The sequence below is a fragment of the Mesorhizobium sp. MC2-1-1 genome (assembly GCF_057597255.1).
Genome location: NZ_CP195205.1, coordinates 5,559,667 through 5,580,794, shown reverse-complemented (window position 1 = coordinate 5,580,794; position 21,128 = coordinate 5,559,667). Strand labels below are relative to the sequence as shown.

General features: G+C 63.0%; 19 protein-coding genes and 2 pseudogenes. 14 read left to right on the top strand and 7 right to left on the bottom strand.

What is annotated here, in order from left to right; genetic code table 11:
- Nucleotides 1-63 precede the first annotated feature (63 nt).
- Nucleotides 64-1,623 carry a bifunctional aminoglycoside phosphotransferase/ATP-binding protein gene (locus tag ACR64R_RS27420; protein WP_487359353.1) on the top strand — a complete coding sequence of 520 codons (1,560 nt, stop codon included), beginning with the start codon at nucleotides 64-66 and terminating at the stop codon, nucleotides 1,621-1,623.
- A 12-nt stretch (nucleotides 1,624-1,635) separates the two neighbouring features.
- Here ACR64R_RS27420 and ACR64R_RS27415 read toward each other — a convergent pair whose 3' ends face one another.
- Entirely contained in the window at nucleotides 1,636-4,317 is a 2,682-nt protein-coding gene (locus ACR64R_RS27415) for a bifunctional acetate--CoA ligase family protein/GNAT family N-acetyltransferase (protein WP_487359352.1), read from the bottom strand.
- Between the two features lie 137 nt (nucleotides 4,318-4,454).
- Here ACR64R_RS27415 and ACR64R_RS27410 point away from each other — a divergent pair, with 137 nt between their 5' ends.
- From ACR64R_RS27410 to ACR64R_RS27395, 4 genes and pseudogenes are all read left to right on the top strand, one after another.
- Entirely contained in the window at nucleotides 4,455-4,841 is a 387-nt protein-coding gene (locus ACR64R_RS27410; RefSeq protein ID WP_487359351.1) for a DUF302 domain-containing protein, read from the top strand.
- Between the two features lie 279 nt (nucleotides 4,842-5,120).
- Nucleotides 5,121-5,569: pseudogene (trxC, locus tag ACR64R_RS27405) on the top strand (thioredoxin TrxC).
- 84 nt (nucleotides 5,570-5,653) lie between these two features.
- On the top strand, nucleotides 5,654-6,040 hold the full coding sequence (locus ACR64R_RS27400) for a hypothetical protein (protein ID WP_487359350.1): 387 nt from the start codon (nucleotides 5,654-5,656) through the stop codon (nucleotides 6,038-6,040).
- 31 nt (nucleotides 6,041-6,071) lie between these two features.
- A complete protein-coding gene (locus ACR64R_RS27395; RefSeq protein ID WP_487359349.1) occupies nucleotides 6,072-6,662 on the top strand; it encodes an NAD(P)H-dependent oxidoreductase in 591 nt (196 codons plus the stop codon).
- A 126-nt stretch (nucleotides 6,663-6,788) separates the two neighbouring features.
- Here ACR64R_RS27395 and ACR64R_RS27390 read toward each other — a convergent pair whose 3' ends face one another.
- Together ACR64R_RS27390 and ACR64R_RS27385 are read right to left on the bottom strand one after the other, a co-directional pair.
- Nucleotides 6,789-7,772: a zinc-dependent alcohol dehydrogenase family protein gene (locus ACR64R_RS27390; RefSeq protein WP_487359348.1), complete on the bottom strand. Its 984-nt coding sequence runs from the start codon at nucleotides 7,770-7,772 to the stop codon at nucleotides 6,789-6,791.
- A gap of 36 nt (nucleotides 7,773-7,808) precedes the next feature.
- On the bottom strand, nucleotides 7,809-8,084 hold the full coding sequence (locus ACR64R_RS27385) for a hypothetical protein (protein ID WP_487359347.1): 276 nt from the start codon (nucleotides 8,082-8,084) through the stop codon (nucleotides 7,809-7,811).
- Nucleotides 8,085-8,254: 170 nt separating this feature from the next.
- On the opposite strand from ACR64R_RS27385, the gene ACR64R_RS27380 reads away from it, so the two are divergent.
- Together ACR64R_RS27380 and ACR64R_RS27375 are read left to right on the top strand one after the other, a co-directional pair.
- The gene (locus ACR64R_RS27380) at nucleotides 8,255-8,899 is read left to right on the top strand and encodes a helix-turn-helix domain-containing protein (protein ID WP_487359346.1); all 645 of its coding nucleotides are present in this window, start codon (nucleotides 8,255-8,257) and stop codon (nucleotides 8,897-8,899) included.
- 41 nt (nucleotides 8,900-8,940) lie between these two features.
- Nucleotides 8,941-9,459, top strand: a complete 519-nt coding sequence (locus ACR64R_RS27375) for an N-acetyltransferase family protein (protein WP_487359345.1) — start codon at nucleotides 8,941-8,943, stop codon at nucleotides 9,457-9,459.
- Nucleotides 9,460-9,517: 58 nt separating this feature from the next.
- On the opposite strand, the gene ACR64R_RS27370 is transcribed toward ACR64R_RS27375, so the two are convergent.
- The gene (locus ACR64R_RS27370; RefSeq protein WP_487362562.1) at nucleotides 9,518-10,699 is read right to left on the bottom strand and encodes an acetate/propionate family kinase; all 1,182 of its coding nucleotides are present in this window, start codon (nucleotides 10,697-10,699) and stop codon (nucleotides 9,518-9,520) included.
- Between the two features lie 59 nt (nucleotides 10,700-10,758).
- Nucleotides 10,759-13,139: pseudogene (locus ACR64R_RS27365) on the bottom strand (phosphoketolase family protein).
- Between the two features lie 295 nt (nucleotides 13,140-13,434).
- Between ACR64R_RS27365 and ACR64R_RS27360 the strand changes: the two are divergent.
- Entirely contained in the window at nucleotides 13,435-13,629 is a 195-nt protein-coding gene (locus ACR64R_RS27360; protein WP_487359344.1) for a DUF1858 domain-containing protein, read from the top strand.
- A 5-nt stretch (nucleotides 13,630-13,634) separates the two neighbouring features.
- On the opposite strand, the gene ACR64R_RS27355 is transcribed toward ACR64R_RS27360, so the two are convergent.
- Nucleotides 13,635-14,339 (bottom strand): Crp/Fnr family transcriptional regulator, encoded by a 705-nt coding sequence (locus ACR64R_RS27355; protein WP_487359343.1) that lies wholly within the window; start codon nucleotides 14,337-14,339, stop codon nucleotides 13,635-13,637.
- A 204-nt stretch (nucleotides 14,340-14,543) separates the two neighbouring features.
- On the opposite strand from ACR64R_RS27355, the gene ACR64R_RS27350 reads away from it, so the two are divergent.
- The 6 genes from ACR64R_RS27350 to ACR64R_RS27325 all read left to right on the top strand — a co-directional run bounded on the left by ACR64R_RS27350 (nucleotide 14,544) and on the right by ACR64R_RS27325 (nucleotide 19,634).
- A complete protein-coding gene (locus ACR64R_RS27350; protein WP_487359342.1) occupies nucleotides 14,544-15,740 on the top strand; it encodes an NnrS family protein in 1,197 nt (398 codons plus the stop codon).
- A 140-nt stretch (nucleotides 15,741-15,880) separates the two neighbouring features.
- Nucleotides 15,881-16,318, top strand: coding sequence for a pseudoazurin (locus ACR64R_RS27345; RefSeq protein ID WP_487359341.1), 438 nt, complete (start codon nucleotides 15,881-15,883; stop codon nucleotides 16,316-16,318).
- Between the two features lie 260 nt (nucleotides 16,319-16,578).
- A complete protein-coding gene (gene nirK, locus ACR64R_RS27340; protein WP_487359340.1) occupies nucleotides 16,579-17,682 on the top strand; it encodes a copper-containing nitrite reductase in 1,104 nt (367 codons plus the stop codon).
- Nucleotides 17,683-17,752: 70 nt separating this feature from the next.
- On the top strand, nucleotides 17,753-18,619 hold the full coding sequence (locus ACR64R_RS27335) for an SUMF1/EgtB/PvdO family nonheme iron enzyme (protein ID WP_487359339.1): 867 nt from the start codon (nucleotides 17,753-17,755) through the stop codon (nucleotides 18,617-18,619).
- Between the two features lie 21 nt (nucleotides 18,620-18,640).
- The gene (locus ACR64R_RS27330) at nucleotides 18,641-19,084 is read left to right on the top strand and encodes a group III truncated hemoglobin (RefSeq protein ID WP_487359338.1); all 444 of its coding nucleotides are present in this window, start codon (nucleotides 18,641-18,643) and stop codon (nucleotides 19,082-19,084) included.
- A 118-nt stretch (nucleotides 19,085-19,202) separates the two neighbouring features.
- Nucleotides 19,203-19,634, top strand: a complete 432-nt coding sequence (locus ACR64R_RS27325; protein WP_487359337.1) for a potassium channel family protein — start codon at nucleotides 19,203-19,205, stop codon at nucleotides 19,632-19,634.
- Nucleotides 19,635-19,650: 16 nt separating this feature from the next.
- Here ACR64R_RS27325 and hemN read toward each other — a convergent pair whose 3' ends face one another.
- A complete protein-coding gene (gene hemN / locus ACR64R_RS27320) occupies nucleotides 19,651-21,030 on the bottom strand; it encodes an oxygen-independent coproporphyrinogen III oxidase (protein ID WP_487359336.1) in 1,380 nt (459 codons plus the stop codon).
- Nucleotides 21,031-21,128: the final 98 nt, after the last annotated feature.

Here is a 21,128-nt window from a genome sequence, read left to right as displayed (position 1 = left end):
GTCCGGCGCGACTTCAGCGGCGAGGCGGGAGCAATGATGCAACCAAAGCCAAGGGAAGACGCAATGATCGCCGAGAATCAGGATGTCGCGGTCGAGATGTTGAAGGATCCCGCCAGCTATGGCGAGGCAGGCCCCGTCGAGACGATCGAAACGCACATTTCCCGGATCTTCCTTGTCGGGGGACGCGCGTTCAAGATGAAGCGGGCGGTCAAGCTGCCCTATGTCGATTTTTCGACGCCAGCGTTGCGGCTCGCCGCGTGCGAGAGGGAAGTGGGGTTGAACTCCAGGACGGCGCCCGGCCTCTATCTCGATGTTCACCGCATCACGCGCTCGGGAGATCGGCTTGTCATGGACGGGTCGGGGGAACTGGTCGACGCTGCAATCGAGATGGTCCGCTTCGATCAGTCCAAGCTTCTCGACCGCATGGCCGCCGCGGGAACGTTGACACCCGCGCTGATGACGGGCGTGGCGCGCATGATCGCGCAATACCACCGCGGCGCCGAAGTGATCCACGCCGCCAGCGGGTCGGCGAATATCGGCGGTGTTCTTGAGATCAATGCGGCCGGATTCGCGACGAGCCATGTGTTCGACGGAAAGGAAATCGAAACACTCGCCGCGGCGTTTCGCGCCGCCCTCGCCCGCCATGCCAGCCTGCTTGACCGGCGCGAGGCGGCAGGCCGGGTCCGCCTGTGCCACGGCGACCTGCATCTGCGCAACATCTGCGTTTTCGAGGGCGAGCCTCGCCTGTTCGATTGCATCGAGTTCAATGATCAGATCGCCACCGTCGATGTCCTTTATGATCTCGCATTCCTGCTGATGGATCTTTGGCATCGCGGTTTCCCGCAATTCGCCAATCTGGTGATGAATCGCTATCTCGACGACGCCGATGACGAAGACGGCTTCATTCTCCTGCCTTTCTTCATGGCGGTGCGGGCTGCGGTGCGCGCCCACGTGACCGCGACGCAGGTCGAGGAAGGCAGCCGGGACTCCGCGAAGCTGATCGCCGAAGCGCGGTCCTATCTCCAGCTCGCGCAAGCGCTGCTGACCGAAACGCCGCCCCGGCTCATCGCAATCGGCGGTTTGAGCGGTACGGGCAAGACGACGGTGGCCGAGGCGCTCGCCCCCCGGATCGGCCCGCCGCCGGGCGCCCGGATCATCGAGAGCGACCGCATCCGCAAGGCCATGCATGGCGTGGCGGCCGAAACGAGGCTGCCCGACAAGGCCTACCGGCCCGGCGTATCGGAGCGCGTCTATCGCCAACTCGCCTGGCTGTCGGAATTGATCCTTGCCGAGGGCGGCTCCGTCGTCGCCGACGCCGTCTTCGACAAGCCTGAGGATCGCGACAGGATCGAGCGAGCGGCGAGCGGAGCAAACGTCCCATTTGCGGGATTTTGGCTGGCGGCAGATCCGTCGGTGCTTTGGCGCCGGGTCAGCGAACGCAAGGGCGGTCCCTCCGATGCGACGGTCGACATCCTGTCGAGGCAATTGCAGCGCGATGCCGGCGCCTTGAGCTGGCGCAAGATCGAGGCGGACCGCAAGGTGGCCGAGATCACAGCCGAGATGCTGGCCTCTTTGGGGGACACCGCATCATTCGCGGTCAGCCTCAGGAAGGCGGGGGGATAAAGGCGACCGGCGCTAGCTGATCTCAAGGGTCGCCATGGACAGGCCCGCCTCGCTGGGGTGGTGGGCTATCGAGAACCCGAACTCCCGGCACATTGTTAGCATCTTTCTGTTTTCGTTGAGGATTATGCCCTCAATGCGGCTGATACGTTCAGCCCTCGCATAGTCGACGACCTGGTTCAGCAGATCCCATCCCAGGCCATGGCCCTGCAGGTCCGACCGCACAAGCAGCGCATATTCGCCGGTTCTGTGATCGGGGTCGCAGGAAATCCGGCCAATTCCCGCCAGCGCTCCCGTGTCCTTTTCAAGCGCGACAAAGGCGATGTCGCGATCGTAGTCGATCTGCGTCAGCCGCTTCAGCATCTGGTCCGGGAAGTTCTTCCGCAGCGACAGGAACCGGAATCTCAGGTCGTCAGGGGAGATCCTTGCCAGGAACGCGGGATAGAGCGCCACGTCCGCCGGCATGATCGGCCGGATGTGAAAGGTCATGCCGTCCGACAGGAAATCGCGGCTCCATCCCGACGGATAGGGTCTTATGGCAAGCGCAGGGTTCGGCGCCGGTTCATCCACCCGTCGCGGGTCGATTTCGATGCGGGCATCGAGCGCGATGACGCCTTCGGCGTCGGCCAGCAACGGATTGATGTCGAGGGAGACCAGGCAAGGAAAGTCGACGATCATTTGCGACAGGCCGTTCAGCGCGGCGATGATCGCGCTACGGTCGGCCGGCTTGCGATCGCGGTAGCCGGCAAGCAGCCGGCCTATCCTGGTCTCGTCGATCGCGTCTCCCGCCAGCACGTCGTCGAGCGGCGGCAGGGCGATCGCGGTGTCGTTCATGACCTCGACCGCCGTGCCGCCTGCGCCAAACAGAATGACCGGGCCGAACATCGGATCCAGGTTCATGCCCAAGATGAGCTCCTGCGCATGCTTGCGCACCACCATGGCTTGCACGCTGTAGCCGTCCGCCTTCACCTCCGGCGACCGCGTACGCAGACGTGTCTCGATCGACCGGGCTGCCTCCGCGGCCTGCTCGGCGGTCGCAATGTCGAGGACCACACCGCCGACATCCGACTTGTGCGAGACCACCTTCGACAGCAGCTTGACGACCACGGCTTCCGAGCTTTCGAGAAGCTCGCCGGCCGCCCGCGCCACTTCGGCGGCGGAACGGGCGACAATAGTTCGCGGCACGGAAATCCCGTAGGCGGCTATCGTCGCTTTTGCTTCCGGCTCCGTCAGCATGCGCCGCCCTTCGGCGGCCACCTTCCGGAAGATGGCTTGCGCCGATGCCTTGCCGTCAGCCTTGTCGCCACCCTGGCTTGAGGGCGTCCGCAGGAGCGCCCGCTGGGCCCGCGACCACTCGCTGAGATATGACGCCGCGATCGCCGCGTCTTCCGGCGTCTCGAAGCTGGCAATGCCTGCTTCCGTCAGCACACGCCGGCCCTCGCGCGCGGTATGCTCGCCGAGCCAGCACGCGAGAAGCGGCTTCCCGCCGATCTCGCCCTCGTCGCCAAGCTCGGCGACCTTCCTGGCCGCGTCCGGCGAAGAACCGAGCCCGGTGGGGCAGTTCATGACCAGGATGACGTCCGTTCCCGGATCCGCCGCCAGGGCTTCGAGCGCCACCCCGTAGCGCTCCGGCGCGGCGTCGCCGACGATGTCAACCGGATTTGCATGCGACCAGGTCGCGGGCAGCACGCGGTCGAGCCGCTCGATCGTGGAAGGCGCAAGTTCAGCCAACTCGCCGCCACGGTCGACGAGCTTGTCGACGGCAAGAACACCGGCCCCGCCGCCGTTGGTGACGATGCCGAGCCGTGCCCGCTCGAGGGGAGCGTGGCGCGCGACCGTCTCGGCGGCATCGAGCAGCTCGGCGAGATCATCCACACGCAGCACCCCCGCCCTGCGCAAGGCGGCGTCCACCACCCTGTCCGCGCCCGAAAGCGCACCGGTGTGCGTCGCCGCCGCCTTGGCCGCCTGTTCGTGCCGGCCGGGCTTGATCACGATGACCGGCTTGAGGCGCGCCGCCGCCCGCGCGGCAGACATGAACTTGCGCGGATTGGGTATGGTTTCGAGATACATCACGATGGCACGCGTGTGAAAATCGCCCGCCAGCATGTCGAGGCAGTCGCCGACGTCGACGTCCGCCATGTCGCCGAGGGAGATGATCCGGGAAAAGCCGACATTGTTCTGGGCCGCCCAGTCGATCAGCGACGTGGCTATCGCGCCGGATTGCGAGATTAGCGCAATGTTCCCGGGCCTCGCCGCCATATGGGCGAAACTGGCGTTGAGCTTCGCCGGGGGGACCATCAGCCCTACCGTGTTCGGTCCAATGATGCGCATGAGCGAAGGCCTGGCCGCATCGAGCATCGCCTGGCGCAGACCGTTCCGGTGATTGAGCCCTGCGGTGATGACGACGGCAGCTCTTGTGCCCTTCTCGCCGAGTTCCCGCACGATGTCGGGAACGGTGTCGGGAGGGGTCACGATCACGGCCAGGTCGGGAACGCCCGGCAGATCTGTAACCCTGCCGTAGCAGGGGCGCCCGGCCACCTCGGAATATTTGGGATTGACCGGCCAGATCTCTCCCTCGAAGCCGCCGCCGACGATGTTGCCGAAGACAACGCGACCGACCGAACCAACGCGCTCTGTCGCGCCGACGACAACGATGGATTTCGGCGAGATCGCGTATTCAAGATTTCGAATTGTCATTCTGGAAGACTCCTTGCCGCCACATTCACCGAAGGCGGCGGGCATTCATTGCGCTGGATCAAAGCGTCATCCGGGCCTTGGGACTAGCTACAGCGACACAGTCCTGCTGGCGGAGATCGCCCTCGAAGGAGAATCCGATGAGCTATTATTTCAGCAAAAACCTCGACATGCCGTTCGCCGCGGCGATCGAACACGTCACCAAGAAACTTGCCGGCAAGGGCTTCGGCATCCTGACCAGGATCGATGTCCAGCACACGATGAAGGTCAAGCTCGGCGTCGACTTCAAGCCATACATGATCCTCGGCGCCTGCAATCCGCATTTCGCATGGCGCGCGCTGCAGACCGAGGACAAGATCGGCGCCATGCTGCCTTGCAACGTGGTTGTGACCGAGACCGCTCCCGGACAGGTCGAGGTCGCGGCTGTCGATCCTGTGGCGTCGATGGGAGCCATCGACAACCCGCAGCTTGCCGCGACGGCGAAGGACGTCCAGCTGCTGCTGCGGGAGATGATCGACGAACTTTGACGGCCGCCATGAACGAAACCTTGGTGCGGCGGGCGTTGCTGAGCGTGGCCGTTCCCGGTCTGGCGGGCGGGCTGGGCGCCTGGTGGAGTGGCATCGGCATCATCTCGCGGCGCCGGCGCTCTCGGGCGCGGCGATGATCGCGGCCGCCATGGGACATATAACCCCGGTGGCGGGAGCAGTGCTTCAGGAGGGTATAGACGTCGCCGTTATCCTCAACGCACTGCGGGCCCTTGGCGACGGGTGTCCCGAACACAGTCAAACCGGGAGGATTGAAAGATCATGACGCAAGCGAAACTGGTGGTTTGCACCAAATGCGGCGTGGTCAACCGCCTGCCGCCGAACCGAAACGGTGCCGAAGCGCAATGCGGAAAGTGTGGCGTACGACTGTTTTCAGGATCCCCCAGGACATCGACGCTGCGAACTTCGACCGTCAGATCGGCCGCGGCAGCCTGCCCGTGCTCGTCGACGTCTGGGCTCCCTGGTGCGGTCCCTGCAAGATGATGGCGCCGGCCTATGAAGCGGCCGCCAAGGCGCTCGAGCCTCATATTCGGCTGCTCAAGCTCAATTCCGACAAGGAGCAGACCGTCGCGGCGAGGTTGGGCATCCGCGGCATTCCAACCATGATCCTGTTTCACCACCAGCGGGAAATCGCGCGCATCTCAGGGGCGATGAGCGCCAGCCAGATCATCGGCTGGGTTCGCGGCCATGTGCCGACAGCAGCCAGTTGAGCCTCCCGCCGAACCAGAACCCGTTTGACCTTGATCAAGGTCCCGTCCGATCGCCGCGGTAGGAAGGGGTGAAAGGAGTTTTCCATGACCAGCTTGCACGACCTTACCCCTAAATTCAGGACCATCCGCCTGCTTCTGGCGCGCGAAAAAGGCCATCCGGAGGGTGACCGCGAGGAAGGCTATGACGTGCTGGCGCCGCTCACCGATGAAGGACGGCTGGACGCGGAGGAGTGGAAATCGCACAAGGGCGTCTGCCGTGTTCGGCGTTTCCGCACCGGCGAGGAGGATTTGGTCGGGCGCTTGCGGCGCAAGCCGGGCGGCCAGTGGTACTTCGACTACGCCGAGGGCGATCGTGACGACGAGATCGGCTTTCATCTCGGCGAGGAGCGGTTCGTCACCGGCGAGTATGTCTCGATCAAGCGCAACGGGACCATGCACACCTACCAGGTGGCCAGGGTCGAGCAACCGTAGCTGGCCAGCCCGCAGGTAGACAGAGGGAGCCATGCCACGCCGCGTCCTCATTCTCATCGGCCATCCCGATCCGTCTCCGGACCGCCTCTGCCGGGCCTTGGCCTCGGCATATGCCGAAGCGGCGGAGCGGGCGGGCCATAGCGTGTGCAAGATCGACCTGGCCTTGCTGGACTTTCCGATGCTTCGGACAATGCAGGAGTTCGAGCATGGGGAGATTCCAAGCAGCCTCGGGGAAGCGGCCGAGGCAGTCGTCTGGGCGGAGCATTTCGTCTTTGTCTTCCCGCTTTGGCTGGGCACCGTGCCGGCCATGCTCAAAGCCTTCCTGGAGCAGGTGATGCGGCCCGGTACGGCGTTCGCCTATCCGGCCAAAGGCAAGGGGTTCGCCAAATCCTTGCTGCGCGGCCGCTCCGCCCGCCTTGTCGTGACAATGGGAATGCCCGCCGCCGTTTACCGGATATGGTTCTTCAGCCACGGGATTGCCGGCGTGCGGCGCGGCATCCTCAATTTTGTCGGCATCAGGCCGGTGCGGGAAACATTGTTCGGTATGGTCGACACAGCCAGCGACACCAGGCGGGCGAACTGGCTAAAGCAGATGCGGCGGCTGGGCGAACGCGCGGTTTAGAGCGTTTCACCGTTCCACGGGACTGCAACCGGTCTCTCTCTGCCTTGGTGCACTCCGGGCGGAGGGCTACGGCGAAACCGTCGAGCCCGACCGTTACACACTTTTCCCGAAATTGCCCCGGCACCGTCACGGTTTGAGGACGGCGGCGCCAGTCAGCCTGCCCGTGCGCAGATCATCCAGGGCCTGGTTTGCCTGCTCCAGCGGATACAGTTTTGTGTGCGTGCGCACCTGGGCGCGCCTTGCTATCGGAAAGAACTCCTCCGCGTCACGACGGGTGAGGTTCGCGACCGACACCAATTCCCTTTCTTGCCAGAGAAGCTTGTAAGGCATCGATGGAATGTCGCTCATGTGGATGCCGCCGCAGACCACCCGCCCGCCCTTGCGGACAGCCCGCAACGCCGCCGGCACCAGCTCGCCGACGGGTGCGAATATGATCGCGGCATCAAGCTCGGCCGGGGGCAATTCGTCGGATGCCCCTGCCCAGGCGGCGCCCAATGAGCGCGCGAATTCCTGCGCCTGAATGTCACCGCGCCGCGTGAACGCATAGATTTCACGACCCTGCCAGATCGCGACCTGGGTGATGATATGCGCGGCGGCGCCGAAGCCATAGATGCCCAGTCTGCGGCCATCGCCGGCCTTCTTGAGGCAACGCCAGCCGATCAGACCCGCGCACAGGAGCGGCGCCAACGACACCGGATCCGCGTCGGCATCGAGCTCGAAGGCGAAACGCTCATCGGCAACGACATGACTGGCGAAGCCGCCGTCGCGCGTATAGCCGGTGAAAAGCGGCTCGTCGCACAGGTTTTCGGCGCCGGCGCTGCAATAGGGACAATGTCCGCAAGTGTGCCCCAGCCATGGGACGCCTACCCTGTGCCCAAGTCGGGACCGTGACACGCCTTCGCCGACAAGATCGACGATGCCGACGATTTCGTGACCTGGCACGAGCGGCAGCTTCGGCCGTGGCAAGTCACCATCGACGACGTGCAGATCGGTACGGCATACCGCGCATGCTTCCACCTTGAGCCTGATCTCACCCGTTCCCGGCAGAGGATCGGGACGGTCAATGAGGTTCAAGAGCGTACCGGGCTTTTCCAGCACCATTGCTTTCATCACGTTCCCCGTTCTCGGACGCAAACAGACCCGCTTTCATTCCACAACGGGAATGGAAATGCGCCTGACTGGCCCTCGTTCCTGTCGCGGGCGGCTGACCTTGACCTGGAACAGCCGTGCGTGACCATGGCTCACCGGAACATGCTTCAGCGCATGAAACAGCTCGAGACAAAGGCTCGCGGCGGCAAGATAGGCGAGACTCAGTATCCCAGCCCAGATTTCAATCATGTCGGAGGTCATGGCCAGGATTCCCTGATTGATTCCGGCCAGATGATTGCCGGGCCGGATCATGTCGGCCTTGATCGGGGTCAATCGCATGGCTTGGACCAGGAGGCGCTTGGACCAGGAGGCTCCCTCGCCGCGGCCGCCCCGTTCGGCTGATTTCGGTCGCTCTAAGTAGTTTCCCCTAGGGAGATAACCGAATTTCGGCATGGCCGGTTTTGCGCGATTGCTGTCGTCAGGAATTCACAGGGAACACCGCCATGTACGCTCAAGCAGCCGCCAAGATCGAACTGCCGTCGTATCTCCCTCACCAGAGCCACGCGCCCGTCTTCGACGGGCCAGCAACGCCGGTCAGCTTCTTCTCGGCTGGCGCCGAAATCTACGCCCAGGGCGAGAAGGCTGGCGCCCTTTACCAGGTCGAATTCGGAGCGGTCCGCATCTACCGTCTGCTCGCCGATGGCCGCCGGCAGATAAGCGCATTCCATCTGGCGGGCGAGACCTTCGGTTTCGAGGCCGATGCCACGCACCACTTCTTCGCCGAGGCGATCAACGCTACCGGCGTCCGCGTCTTTCGCGCTCCATCTGGTACGGACATGTCCCGCCAGATCCTGCCTCTCGCACTCAAGGGCCTGACCCGGGCGCAGGAGCATCTCCTTGTGCTCGGCCGCCAGAATGCCATCGAGCGCGTCGCGGCGTTCCTCGTCGAAATGTCGGAGCGTCAGGGCGGGTTGCGGCAGGTGGAACTGCCGATGTCGCGGAACGACATCGGCGACTATCTCGGCCTCACTATCGAAACCGTGTCGCGGGTCTTCACCCGCTTGAAGGAGAAGGGCATGATTCGCCTTCTCAGCCTGCGCAGCATCGAGATCCTGAAGCGCGACACGCTGCTGGCAATGGGAGAGTGAGAGGCACGGTCCTCCGCTCGTCAATCCTTGAAGGGACGACAATGACCAAGAGCACGCTTACCACCCACACCGGATTTCGCTTCGAAGTGCGTCGCGCACGCCCCGAGGATGAGCCGACCGTGGCCGAATTTTTCACCCATGTGACGCCGGAGGACTTGCGCTTCCGCTTCCTCGGGGCCGTGAAGGAAGTTTCGCATGAGCGGCTGGTGGCTATGACCCGCTCCGACGATCCGCACGTCCATAATTTTCTTGCCTTCTCGACCGACGGGATGCTGATCGCGGTGGCGACCCTCGCCGCCGACCCGGCCGACCGCCGTGGCGAAGTCGCCATCTGCATCCGTGCGGATCGAAAGCATCTGGGCGTCAGCTGGGAATTGCTCGGCTATATAGCGCGCTACGCCGACGATCATGGCATCGAGACGATCGAGTCGATCGAGAGCCGCGAGAACCGCGCGGCAATCGAACTCGAGCGCGAAATGGGCTTCATCGTCACGACGTATCCCGACGACCCGACGCTCGTCCTGGTTCGTCGAAAGCTCCGCGCCAAGTTGCCGGGTTAAGGCGTGTCGCCTTGTTCTGATGATATCGCCCGCAAGTGCCTCACACTTGCGGGCGATATCATTTAATCTTTGCAGCGAAGTCGAGCAGCTCGGCGGCCACCGCACGTTCCTCGTCAGCGGGAATGACAAGCACGTCGACCAGGGAATTTGGAGCGCTGACCAACTCCTCGCCGCTCGTGTTCAACCCCTTGTCGAGCGCGACGCCCAGCCATCCCGCGGCCTCGCAGATGCTCTGCCGGATCACAGGCGCATGCTCGCCGATGCCCGCGGTGAACACGAGCGTATCGAGCCCGCCTATCGCCGCGGCAAGCGATCCGATCTCTCGCCCGACACGGTAGACGAAAAGATCGACCGCGCGTATCGCCGCCGGATCCTTCGACGCAAGCAGCGTCTGCATGCTCCCGGATATGCCTGATATCCCCAGCAGACCGGAGCGCTCGTAAAGCAGGTCGGCAAGTTCATCGACCGACAGCTTCCGGTCTTGCAGAAGGTGAAGGACGATGCCGGGATCGATCGCTCCGCAACGCGTGCTCATGACGAGGCCGTCAAGCGTCGAGAAGCCCATGGTGGTTGCGTGGCTGACTCCCGCCTTCATCGCGCACAGGCTCGCTCCGCTGCCGAGATGGGCAACGATCGTCCGGCCACCAGCGGCGGCGCCGTAGCGGTTGTGGAGCTCGCTGGCGATATGGCTGTAGGAGAGGCCGTGGAACCCGTAGGACACGATACCTTGCTCCGACAGCTCGCGCGGCAGGCCATACAGTCTTGCGAGCTCGGGCCGTGTCGCGTGAAAGGCCGTATCGAAGCAGCCCACCTGGGTGGCGCCGGGCAAAAGGCGGGCGGCCAGGCCGACGAGCTCCAGGTTGATCGCCTGATGAATCGGGGCAAGCGGCTCTAGCCTGCGCAAGGCCTCGAGCGTGCGTTCGTCGAGCAACGTTGCGCTGGTAAACTCCCGACCGCCATGAACTATGCGATGCCCGACCCGGCGCACCCGGTTCAAGACGCCGCGGTCCCCCAGGTAGGAGATAACGGCCTCGAACGCCTTGCCTATGGAGATCGATTGTCCGCCAAGGCTCCTGTCGAACGGCGGTGTGGTTGCCGTGGGCGCGACGTGGAGCCGGGGCCGCTCGCCGATCGACGAAACGCTGCCACGCACCAGCAGATGAAGTTCGTCGTGCCCATGGAAGGCGGCGAACTTCAGGCTTGACGAACCGCCATTGAGGACCAGGATTGCATCGGTCATGGCCGACTGGTCCCAGCCCTGGCGGACACGATCCTTCCGGCACGGCGCTTCGTCATCGGCTACCGCTCCCACTGCCAACCGAGTATCTCGGGCATATCCTGGCCGTGCTCGCGGATATAGGCTGCATGCTCGATCAGCTTGCCTTCCATGGCCTGTTTCAGCTGGACGTGCGCGCCGGCCGGCTCGGGAATCCGGTCAAGCACGCCGAGCACCAGATGATAGCGGTCGAGCCCGTTGAGCACGGTCATGTCGAAGGGGGTCGTCGTGGTCCCTTCCTCATTGTAGCCGCGCACGTGGATGTTGTCGTGATTGGTCCTCCGGTAGGTCAAGCGGTGGATGGTCCACGGATAGCCGTGATAGGCGAAGATGACGGGCTTGTCCCTGGTGAACAACGCATCGAACTCGCGATCCGACAGCCCGTGCGGATGATGTTCCTTCGGCTGCAGTGCCATCAGGTCGACGATGTTGACGACACGGACCTTAAGGTCGGGAATGTGGAGTCTCAGGATTTGAACGGCGGCAAGCGTCTCGAGCGTCGGCACGTCGCCGGCGCAGGCCATCACCACATCAGGCTCGGCGCCGCCGTCGGTCGATGCCCATTCCCATATGCCGATGCCGGCGCCGCAGTGGACCTTCGCCTCGTCGATGGTCAGCCACTGCCAGGAATTGGCCTTGCCGGCGACGATGACGTTGATGCGGTTCCATGTCTTAAGCACATGGTCGGTCACGCAAAGCAGGCTGTTGGCGTCCGCCGGCAGATAGACGCGCACGACATCCGCCTTCTTGTTCAGCGCCACGTCGATGAAGCCTGGATCCTGATGGCTGAAACCGTTGTGCTCCTGCTGCCAGACATGGCTGGACAACAGATAGTTCAGCGAAGCGATTGGCCGCCGCCAGGCGAGCTTGCGGCAGGCGTCCAGCCATTTCGCATGCTGGTTGAACATCGAATCGACGATATGCGTGAAGGCCTCGTAGCAGGAGAAGAAGCCATGGCGCCCCGTCAGCAGGTAGCCTTCCAGCCAACCCTGGCACGTATGCTCCGATAGGATTTCCATAACCCTGCCTTCCCGCGCCAGGTGGACGTCCTCGGGAAGGATCTCTTCCATCCAGACGCGCTCCGTCACCTCGAAGACGTCCTGCCACCGGTTCGAGGCCGTCTCGTCGGGCCCGACGATGCGGAAGTTCCGTGCGGCTCGGTTCAACGTGATGACGTCGCGCAGGAAACCGCCCATGACACGGGTCGACTCCGCCTTGACGCAGCCGGGCCGCTCGACCGGGACGGCGTGCCGGTCCAGACCAGGCAATTCGAGAGACCGGCGCAGCAGGCCGCCATTGGCATGCGGATTGGCGCTCATGCGCCTGTCACCGTCCGGCGCGGTGGCGCGGATCGGGGCCACAGGCGCGCCGGCGGCATCGAAAAGCTCCTCGGGCCGGTAGCTTCTCATCCACTCCTCAAGCATCCTCAGATGCTGTGGGTTATCCGCCAGGCCGGAGAGCGGAACCTGGTGGGCGCGCCAGAATCCCTCGGTCTTCAGCCCGTCGACTTCCTTGGGACCGGTCCAGCCCTTCGGGCTTCGCAGCACGATCATCGGCCATTTCGGCCGCGGGTGCGCGGTCTTCGCGCCGCTGCGAGCTGTGTCTTGTATAGCCTTGATGCGATCGAGCGCATCGTCGAGCACGACCGCCATCCGCTCATGCATCAAGGCCGGATCGTCACCCTCGACGAACAGCGGCTCGTAGCCATAGCCGATGAACAGCGCGCGCAACTCTTCCGCGGGGATGCGGCTCAAAATGGTGGGATTGGCGATCTTGTACCCGTTGAGATGGAGGATCGGCAGCACCGCGCCGTCAAGCGCCGGGTTGAGGAACTTGTTGGAATGCCAGGACGTGGCGAGCGGCCCGGTCTCCGCCTCGCCGTCGCCAACGACGCAAGCGACGACAAGATCCGGGTTATCGAAGGCCGCTCCGTAGGCGTGCGAGAGCGCGTAGCCAAGCTCACCGCCTTCGTGAATCGAGCCGGGTACGTCGGGCGCCGCATGGCTTGGGATGCCGCCCGGAAACGAGAACTGGCGGAAGAGCTTCTTCATTCCGACCTCGCCCAACGCAATGTCCGGATTGGTCTCGCTGTAGGTGCCCTCGAGATAGGTGTTTGCCACCATCGCTGGCCCACCATGGCCGGGACCGCAGACATAGATGACATTGGCATCGCGCTGCCTGATGGCGCGGTTGAGATGCGCATAGATAAAGGAGAGACCCGGCGAGGTTCCCAATGTCCGAGCAGCCTTGGCTTGACATGTTCCAGCCGGAGAGGCTCGCGAAGCAGCGGATTGTCGAGCAGGTAGATCTGCCCGATGGTCAAGTAATTTGCGGCACGCCAATAGGCATCAATGTCGCGCAGTTCCTGCGCGGACAAGCGATTGGTGCTGGGACGCTCGGTCATTTCCGATTCCTTCGCTGGTTAAGCCGTTCCGGCTGACGCTCGATGCATCGACGCTGCCACCGGCTGATGACCGGGCCGTGTCAAAACCGGGAGCCATCGATCTATCCGGCGAACGGCCGCCCGGCTTTGATCCATCGCAAAATACCCGGGCGGGCAAAGCCGCTCCAACAGTATCTCAAGAACTGCGTCTCCCAAGACAAGACAGCGCCGTCTTTGCTTCGGAGCAACGAGCCCACTGGAAATGCCAGGCAGGATAGTTGGCTGCACAATGCGGACAAGCAAGATGAAACGCAAATTGAACGACGATGCGACGATGGATGGGATCATGCGCGAGACACCGGCGGCAATTCGTGTCGTTCTTGAGCGCGGAATGCTGTGCGTCGGCTGCCCGATCGCTTCCTTTCACACTGTTTCCGACGCGGCACGCGAGCATGACCTGGACGAGGACCAGCTCCGCCGCGATCTAGAGGCGGCCATCGGCGCCGGCTGAGCGGATTAACTCTTTGTCGGGCGACCCTCTGCGATAACAAGGAGGCGATGGGGCTCGACCACGACCACCCTCTGTCGTCCGCTCTTCACGAGCCCCCGGTCTTCCCAGGCGGACAACAGCCGGCTGACAGTATGAAGCGTGGTGCCCGTCATTTCGGCGACGTCCTGACGTGAGATCGGGAAGTCGATCATGATTCCTTCCTCGGTCTTTTTCCCCGACTGCTTGATCAGCTTGAGCAACGCATGCGCGACGCGTTGCTCCACCTGCTCGGTGGACATCTCGATGACGCGCGTGTGGGCATCCTGAAGCCTGGATCCGACAACCTTGTAAGTGTTGGCGCTGAAGCTCGGGAAACTCGCCGCGAATGTGGGCCAGAGCTGGCTCGGCCAGGCAAGCGCCACGCAATCGACGGCAGCGACCGCATTTGCCGGATAGGTCGTCCGGCCCAGCGCGCTGGCGATCCCCATCATCTCGCCCGGGCTTATGTAGCGCACGGTCACCTCATGCCCATCCGGAGTCGATTTCACCACACGCACATGGCCGTCGAGCAACAGGAAGAACGAGTGGGCCTCCTGCTCCTGCTCGAACACGGGCTGATCCTTGGCGATTCGAATGGACCTTGCCTGTCCGACTATGCGATCGAGGTCCGCGGAAGCGATCCCCTCGAAAACGGACAGTCCGGCGATCAGTGATCGATCAAGGCTTGCCAACTGCCTTCCTCCCCAACTTCATCAGCGCAACGCGCCAAAGCCTGCCAGACTGTGTCACGGACGACCGCCCGCCGACAAGTGAAGCCGCCCCCTCGATAGGGCCCGGCAATCACTCTGTTATTTGCGCTGCGGCAAATTCCACCCTTCCGTCGCGGGATAGAAGCGTCCAGCAGGCGCCTTGCCTGCTTCTCAATGAGGCATCTCATGGCGATTCCACGGACGCGGCCGAGCGCTTATCCAGCAATTCTCTCCTACGGATTCCGGCCTTTCTTTCTGCTGGGTTCGCTGCAAGCCGCTACAGCGGTCCTTTTGTGGCTGCCTTTCTATTACGGCAAGCTTGAGACCTCGAGCACCTTCCTGCCCGTCGACTGGCATATTCACGAATTGCTGTTCGGTTACCTGCCCGCAGTCGTGACCGGCTTCCTGCTGACCGCAATTCCGAACTGGACGGGACGACTTCCAGTTCAGGATTTTCGTCTGCTGGTGCTCGTGCTGCTGTGGGTCGCGGGCCGCATCGCCGTGTTCCTTTCCGCGGAAACGGGCTGGCTGCTGAGCATGGTCATAGACTGCTGCTTTCTTCTCGCGGTGGTGGCGGCCGCCGCAACGGAAATCATCGCCGGGCGGAACTGGCGGAACCTCAAGGTGCTGCTGCCAGTCGCGACCCTTTTTGCTGCAAACGTCATGTTTCATGTTGAAGCGCATTACCAGGGAGTCTCCGACATGAGCCGGCGCCTGGGCCTTGGAGCGGTCGTCATCCTCATCATGATCGTAGGCGGGCGGATAATCCCGAGCTTCACCCGCAACTGGCTGGTTCGCGAGAACCCCGGCCGGATCCCAGCATCATTTGGCAAATTCGATATCGGAACCATCGCGCTGTCCGCCATCGGCCTCGCCGCCTGGACCTTCTTTCCCGCCTATACCGCGACCGGCGCGCTTCTGATCGGGGGAGCGGTCTTCAATGTTGTTCGGCTTGCGCGCTGGGCGGGCGATCGGACGCTGGCCGATCCGCTGGTGCTGATCCTGCATGTTGCCTTCGCCTTTGTGCCGCTCGGCCTGTTGCTTGCCGGATTGACCGTGCTCGCACCGGGTGCGGTTCCGGCGGCAGCAGGCATTCACGCATTCGCCGTCGGAGCGGTGGCCTGCATGACGCTTGCCGTGATGACACGCGCCACCCTCGGCCACACAGGCCGCGAGCTGGCGGCAAGCGCCGGAACACGTGTGATCTTCGTCGCGATCGTCATCGCAGCCATCCTGCGCGTAGCGGCGGCGCTGGCTCCAGACGCTCCGATTCTCCTGCACATCTCGGCGGGGCTGTGGATTATCGCCTTCGTCGGCTACGCCGTGCTGTTTGGCGGAATGCTCACGCGGCCACGCCGGCAAGCGCGCAACAGCGCTGCATGAACCCAAACTGACCATGATACCGGCTTCGCGCAATCATTTTTCATCGCAGCAGTTTGAGCGAGCGCAAATCGTCAGGTCTTCCGACGATCTACAAGTGCGCAACGGTTGACGCCGTAGTGAAACAAGAAAGGAATTCTCCGATGAAACTGCCCCTCATTGCCGCAGCAATCGCGTTGCTCTCAATCACCGGCGCCGCAAACGCCGAGGAACATATCATCCAGATGCTGAACAAGGGTGAGAAGGGTTCGATGGTATTCCAGCCGGACTTCGTCCGGGCCGCGCCAGGGGACACGATCAAGTTCGTGCCGACTGACAAGACCCACAATGCCGAGATCATCAATGGAATGCTCCCTGACGGCGCCGAGCCGTTCAAGGGCAAGCCGAGCGAGGAGATCACAGTCACCCTCACCAAGGAAGGTGTCTACGGCGTGAAGTGCGCTCCCCACTATGGCATGGGGATGGTGGCGTTGATCGTCGTCGGAAAGCCGGTCAACCTGGAAGCGGCGGAAGCCGTCAAGCAGATCGGCAAGGCAAAGACTGTCTTTGCCGGACTGTTCACCGAAGCGACCAAGAACTGATCCGACAACCTAAGAGACCTGCTTCCGGCAATGGCGAGCCGGAGGGGACTGGCCGGGCGGGACCTGAAGAGAGGTCCGACCCGGCCGTTTTCATTTTGCCGTTTGGCTCCCCGCCAGGAAACGTCATTGCAACGGCAATCTTCGACGAAGATATCAAGTCAAAACTTCGCTTGTTCCAGATTTGCGCAAACGCAAAGACGCGCCGCGCCAAATCACTATCCTGGCTCCATCGAAAATGTTGAAGTCGAGGAGATGACAAAATGCTTACGAGACGGGAAGCTTTGCTTGGCTCTGTTCTCACCGCCGCCGCTGTTGCCACTGTCGGCTCGATGCCGGCAATGGCGGCCGTCAACGACGTGGCCGGACTGCCGCGCGAGAAAGTGACCCTTGTGGCACCGCCTTTCGTGCACGCGCACGACCAGGTGGCCAAGGGCGGCCCCAAGGTTGTCGAGTTCACCATGAAGATCGAGGAGAAGCCGACGGTCATCGACGCCGACGGCACGCAGCTCAACGCCATGACCTATAACGGCTCCATTCCCGGCCCGCTCATGGTCGTGCATGAGGGCGACTATCTCGAGCTTACGCTGATCAACCCCGATACCAATACGCTCGCCCACAACATCGACTTCCACGCCGCGACCGGCGGGCTAGGTGGCGGCGCGCTGACGCTGATCAATCCCGGAGAGCAGGTGACGCTGCGCTTCAAGGCGACCCGACCCGGCACATTCGTCTACCATTGCGCGCCCGGCGGGGCGATGATCCCATGGCATGTCGTATCGGGAATGAGCGGGGCGGTGATGGTGCTGCCGCGCGACGGCCTGAAGGACGAAAAGGGCAAGCCTGTCCGTTACGACCGCATCTACTATATCGGCGAGAACGACTTCTACATCCCGCGTGACGAGCAGGGCAAATTCAAGAAGTACGACTCGGCCGGCGACAACTACGACGACACCGTGAAGGTGATGCGCGGCCTGATCCCGACGCATGTCGTCTTCAACGGCAGGGCCGGATCGCTGACCGGCGAGAACGCCATGAAGGCCAAGGTCGGGGAAACGGTGCTGATCGTCCATTCCCAGGCCAATCGCGACACCCGTCCGCACCTGATCGGCGGCCACGGCGACTTTGTGTGGGAAGCCGGCAAGTTCGCGAACCCGCCAGCCAAGGACATGGAAACCTGGTTCATTCGTGGCGGTTCGGCGGGCGCGGCGCTCTACACCTTCCGGCAGCCCGGGGTCTACGCCTACGTCAACCACAATCTGATCGAGGCGGTCGAGCTCGGTGCCACGGCGCACTTCACGGTCGATGGAAGCTGGGACGACGATCTGATGACGCAGGTCGAAGCGCCCAAGGCGATCGCCTCATAGGAAGAAAGGCCGATCGCCCCCCAATGCGCCGGCAGCGCCGGCGGATTGCACCGGTAGGCGGAGTTTGGATATGCCCTTTGATCCCGTCGTCGCATTTGGAACCGCCGCGGCTGCCGCCCTCATCGGGCTGGGCGTCAGCCACGCGATCGACGGCATGTCCCCGCAACCGCGGGGTCCAGGCGTGTTGACCGAAATGGTTACTTTGGCGCCCGGCTCCTTCGACCACCCGCAGCCGGGCGAATTCCTCAGGAACAACCATCCCGTGCCGGCGCCGGTAGCGAAGGAAACCGTCGAAACCCCCTTGGAGATCATGAAGTTCCAGGTGACCGCATCAGACTATGACCGTTGCGTGCTGGACGGCGCCTGCAAACCCGCCGACTCGCGCCTTGCCGGCAACGTTCCGGCGACGGGCGTCAGCTTCATTGATGCACAGGCCTATGCGAACTGGGTGTCCGAGAAGACAGGTGAAGCGTGGCGGCTGCCGACCGACGTGGAATGGGCCTATGCCGCGGGCGAGCGATTTCGGGCCGATATCGAAGGGGGCGCCGGCGATCCGTCTGACCCGGCGCGGCGATGGCTCACCCAATATCGCAACGAGGCGGCGCTCGCCCGCAAACCGGAACCTGAACCCCGGCCTCTTGGAGCATTTGGAGCCAATTCAAAGGGCGTTGCGGATGTAGCCGGCAATGTTTGGGAATGGACATCGACCTGCTATGTGCATGCGACGATGTCGGACGGTGCCGTTGCCAGTTCGATCAGCAATTGCGGCGTGCATGTTGTGGAGGGCTTCCACCGCACCTACATGTCGAACTTCATCCGTGATGGCAAAAGCGGCGGTTGCGCGGTCGGAACGCCGCCCGACAATCTGGGTTTCCGGCTTGTCCATGATCACGCTGGATTCCTGCAGGCCGCGCTTCGCCGACTGGGCCTCACCTGACCGCTCGACTAAGGAACTTGGATGACTTCGAAACCGGTACTGCTCGACCGAGTGCGCCCTGTCGCTGAACAGCCTTTGGTACTCCCCGGCGTGGACCGGGCCTCGATAGGACTACTGGTTCGCGAGTTCTATTCAAGGGTGAGAAAGGATGAGAGGCTTGGGCCTATCTTTGCCCGGGAGATCGTTGGTGACTGGGAGCCTCACCTGGAGAAGATGACGGACTTCTGGTGCTCCGTCATATTGAAAAGCGGCGACTATCATGGCCGACCGGTGCCGGCTCATCTGAGGCTCAAGGATGTGACCGAAGCAGACTTCGGGATCTGGCTGGCTCTTTTCGGCGAGACGGCGTCCGAGCTCTTCACCCCCGAGGTCGCGGCGGTGTTTGTCGAGCGGGCGGAAAGGATAGCAACGAGCCTGAAGCTCGCCATGTTCTTTCGCCTCGGTCCAGCCCCCGGAGTCCGATGATTCAGCCCGACTCTAACGCGGCCGGCGAATAGATTCCCGCAGGCGCGGTTGAATTTACGGCATATGCGCTTTGATTCTACGCATGGACTATGCCCATCGGAGCCCCTAATTTCACCCGATGATCCTCAATCTTTGCATCGGAACGATCGTCATAAGCCTGACGGTCGTGATCCATACTTTCGGCCTTATCGCGATCACTCACGTGACGGCACGCCTTGGGGCGCTGTTTCGCATGCACGGGCGGCGCAGCCGGATCCTGGCCATGATCAGCGTGGTCATGGGACTCTTCGCGGTCATGACGGCGGAGGTCTGGCTATGGGGCGGGATCTACCGGCTGCTCGGAATCTTCAACGATTTCGAGACCGCGCTTTACTTTTCGACCATCACCTTTTCGACGGTCGGTTATGGAGACGTGGTGCCGGCCCATGACTGGCGCGTGCTGGCGGCCCTGGAAGGCATCAACGGCTTTCTGCTGATAGGCTGGTCGACCGCCTATCTGATCGCGGCTGGTACCCGTGTCGGCCCGTTCAGGGTGGGCGAGCATTTTTGACCTGCCCAAGGCCGTCTCAAACCGCTACCGAATGCCTGCCGGTACCATTGCTGAGATATTTGTCGAATTTTGCCGCTACCGCCCGGACAAGCGGGCGGCTCGGGGCCGGCACGACGAAATTCTCGCCTTCCAACCGCAGAAGCTGGCCTGCTTCGCTGATGGCCAGCCGGCTCGCTTCGCAAAGCAGCCTCTGGCCGACATTTCCGAAGCGTTCGACAAGCTCTACCGCTGAAAAGGCGAAGCTGCACATCAGGCGCTCGATGACCCAGCCGCGCGCCTGATCCTCGACGCTGAATTCGATGCCGCGTGCTATCGCCAGCTCTCCTGAATTCACGGCCTTCTGGAATTCGCCCGTCGCAACGATGTTTTGTGCATGGCCCTCGCGGTACCGGCTTATCGACGAGGGGCCGAGCCCGATCAGGGTTTCGCACTGGTCCTCGGTGTAGCCCTGGAAGTTGCGGCGGATCTTGCCGGCACGGGCGGCAACCGCCAGCGAGTCCTGCGGCTTGGCGAAATGGTCCAAGCCCAGCGCTTCATAGCCGGCATCGACAATCAGTTGCGCGGCAAGCTGCGACTGCGCGAGACGCGCGGCGGAGTCGGGCAGCCAGGCTTCATCGATCATCGTCTGATGTTTCTTGAACCATGGCACATGCGCGTAACCGAAAAGGGCAAGCCTGTCCGGCGTCAACGTCAATGCCTGTGTGACGGTCGCCGCGACGCTTTCGCTGGTCTGGTGGGGCAGGCCGTAGAGCAGATCCAGGTTGACGGAAGTAACGCCCCGCGCCCGCACCGCATCGACAATGCTCTTGGTCAGCGCGAAGCTTTGCTCACGATTGATCGCCTTCTGCACCTTGGGATCGAAATCCTGGACACCGAGGCTTGCCCGCGTCATGCCGATCGCGGCGAAGGCATCGAGCCGCCCCTCATCCATGTCGTTCGGGTCGATCTCGACGCTGAGGCTCGCATCGTCGAGGAAATTGAACCGATCCCGCAACACCTGTCCAAGCATCAGTATGTCGTTGGGCTTCAGCATCGTCGGGGAACCGCCACCGAAATGGACGGCGCGCACCCTGCCACGCCCATTCAATAGGCCGCCGACCGTTTCGATCTCCTTGTGGAGTGAGCGCAGAAAGGTTGCCACGGGCTCATAGTGACGTGTCTGCTTGGTATGGCACGCGCAGAACCAGCACAACCGGTCGCAATAGGGGATATGGAGATACAGCGATATCTCGTCGTCGCCTTCGAGCGCATCCATCCACCCGCGAACCGTCACCGCATCGACGCCAGGATGAAAATGCGGCGCTGTCGGATAGCTCGTGTAACGCGGCACATTGTCGCCAAGCCCCACGGTCGAAGCGGGGCGCGGGGGATGGATGGTGGCGGCGAGAGCGGTCATGGCTGCCAAAGTGCCTGAACGACGCCGGCAAAACCTTGATCTTGATCAAGGCGGCTCACACCGCAGCCGGCGCAGATTGCCGACCCATTTGATAACGG

Excerpts from the sequence above, each read along its gene's own strand:
- ACR64R_RS27420 (WP_487359353.1), top strand. The coding sequence starts at position 64 with ATGATCGCCGAGAATCAGGATGTCGCGGTCGAGATGTTGAAGGATCCC.
- ACR64R_RS27415 (WP_487359352.1), bottom strand. The coding sequence starts at position 4,317 with ATGACAATTCGAAATCTTGAATACGCGATCTCGCCGAAATCCATCGTT.
- ACR64R_RS27410 (WP_487359351.1), top strand. The coding sequence starts at position 4,455 with ATGAGCTATTATTTCAGCAAAAACCTCGACATGCCGTTCGCCGCGGCG.
- ACR64R_RS27400 (WP_487359350.1), top strand. The coding sequence starts at position 5,654 with ATGACCAGCTTGCACGACCTTACCCCTAAATTCAGGACCATCCGCCTG.
- ACR64R_RS27395 (WP_487359349.1), top strand. The coding sequence starts at position 6,072 with ATGCCACGCCGCGTCCTCATTCTCATCGGCCATCCCGATCCGTCTCCG.
- ACR64R_RS27390 (WP_487359348.1), bottom strand. The coding sequence starts at position 7,772 with ATGAAAGCAATGGTGCTGGAAAAGCCCGGTACGCTCTTGAACCTCATT.
- ACR64R_RS27380 (WP_487359346.1), top strand. The coding sequence starts at position 8,255 with ATGTACGCTCAAGCAGCCGCCAAGATCGAACTGCCGTCGTATCTCCCT.
- ACR64R_RS27375 (WP_487359345.1), top strand. The coding sequence starts at position 8,941 with ATGACCAAGAGCACGCTTACCACCCACACCGGATTTCGCTTCGAAGTG.
- ACR64R_RS27370 (WP_487362562.1), bottom strand. The coding sequence starts at position 10,699 with ATGACCGATGCAATCCTGGTCCTCAATGGCGGTTCGTCAAGCCTGAAG.
- ACR64R_RS27350 (WP_487359342.1), top strand. The coding sequence starts at position 14,544 with ATGGCGATTCCACGGACGCGGCCGAGCGCTTATCCAGCAATTCTCTCC.
- ACR64R_RS27345 (WP_487359341.1), top strand. The coding sequence starts at position 15,881 with ATGAAACTGCCCCTCATTGCCGCAGCAATCGCGTTGCTCTCAATCACC.
- nirK (WP_487359340.1), top strand. The coding sequence starts at position 16,579 with ATGCTTACGAGACGGGAAGCTTTGCTTGGCTCTGTTCTCACCGCCGCC.
- ACR64R_RS27335 (WP_487359339.1), top strand. The coding sequence starts at position 17,753 with ATGCCCTTTGATCCCGTCGTCGCATTTGGAACCGCCGCGGCTGCCGCC.
- ACR64R_RS27330 (WP_487359338.1), top strand. The coding sequence starts at position 18,641 with ATGACTTCGAAACCGGTACTGCTCGACCGAGTGCGCCCTGTCGCTGAA.
- ACR64R_RS27325 (WP_487359337.1), top strand. The coding sequence starts at position 19,203 with ATGATCCTCAATCTTTGCATCGGAACGATCGTCATAAGCCTGACGGTC.
- hemN (WP_487359336.1), bottom strand. The coding sequence starts at position 21,030 with ATGACCGCTCTCGCCGCCACCATCCATCCCCCGCGCCCCGCTTCGACC.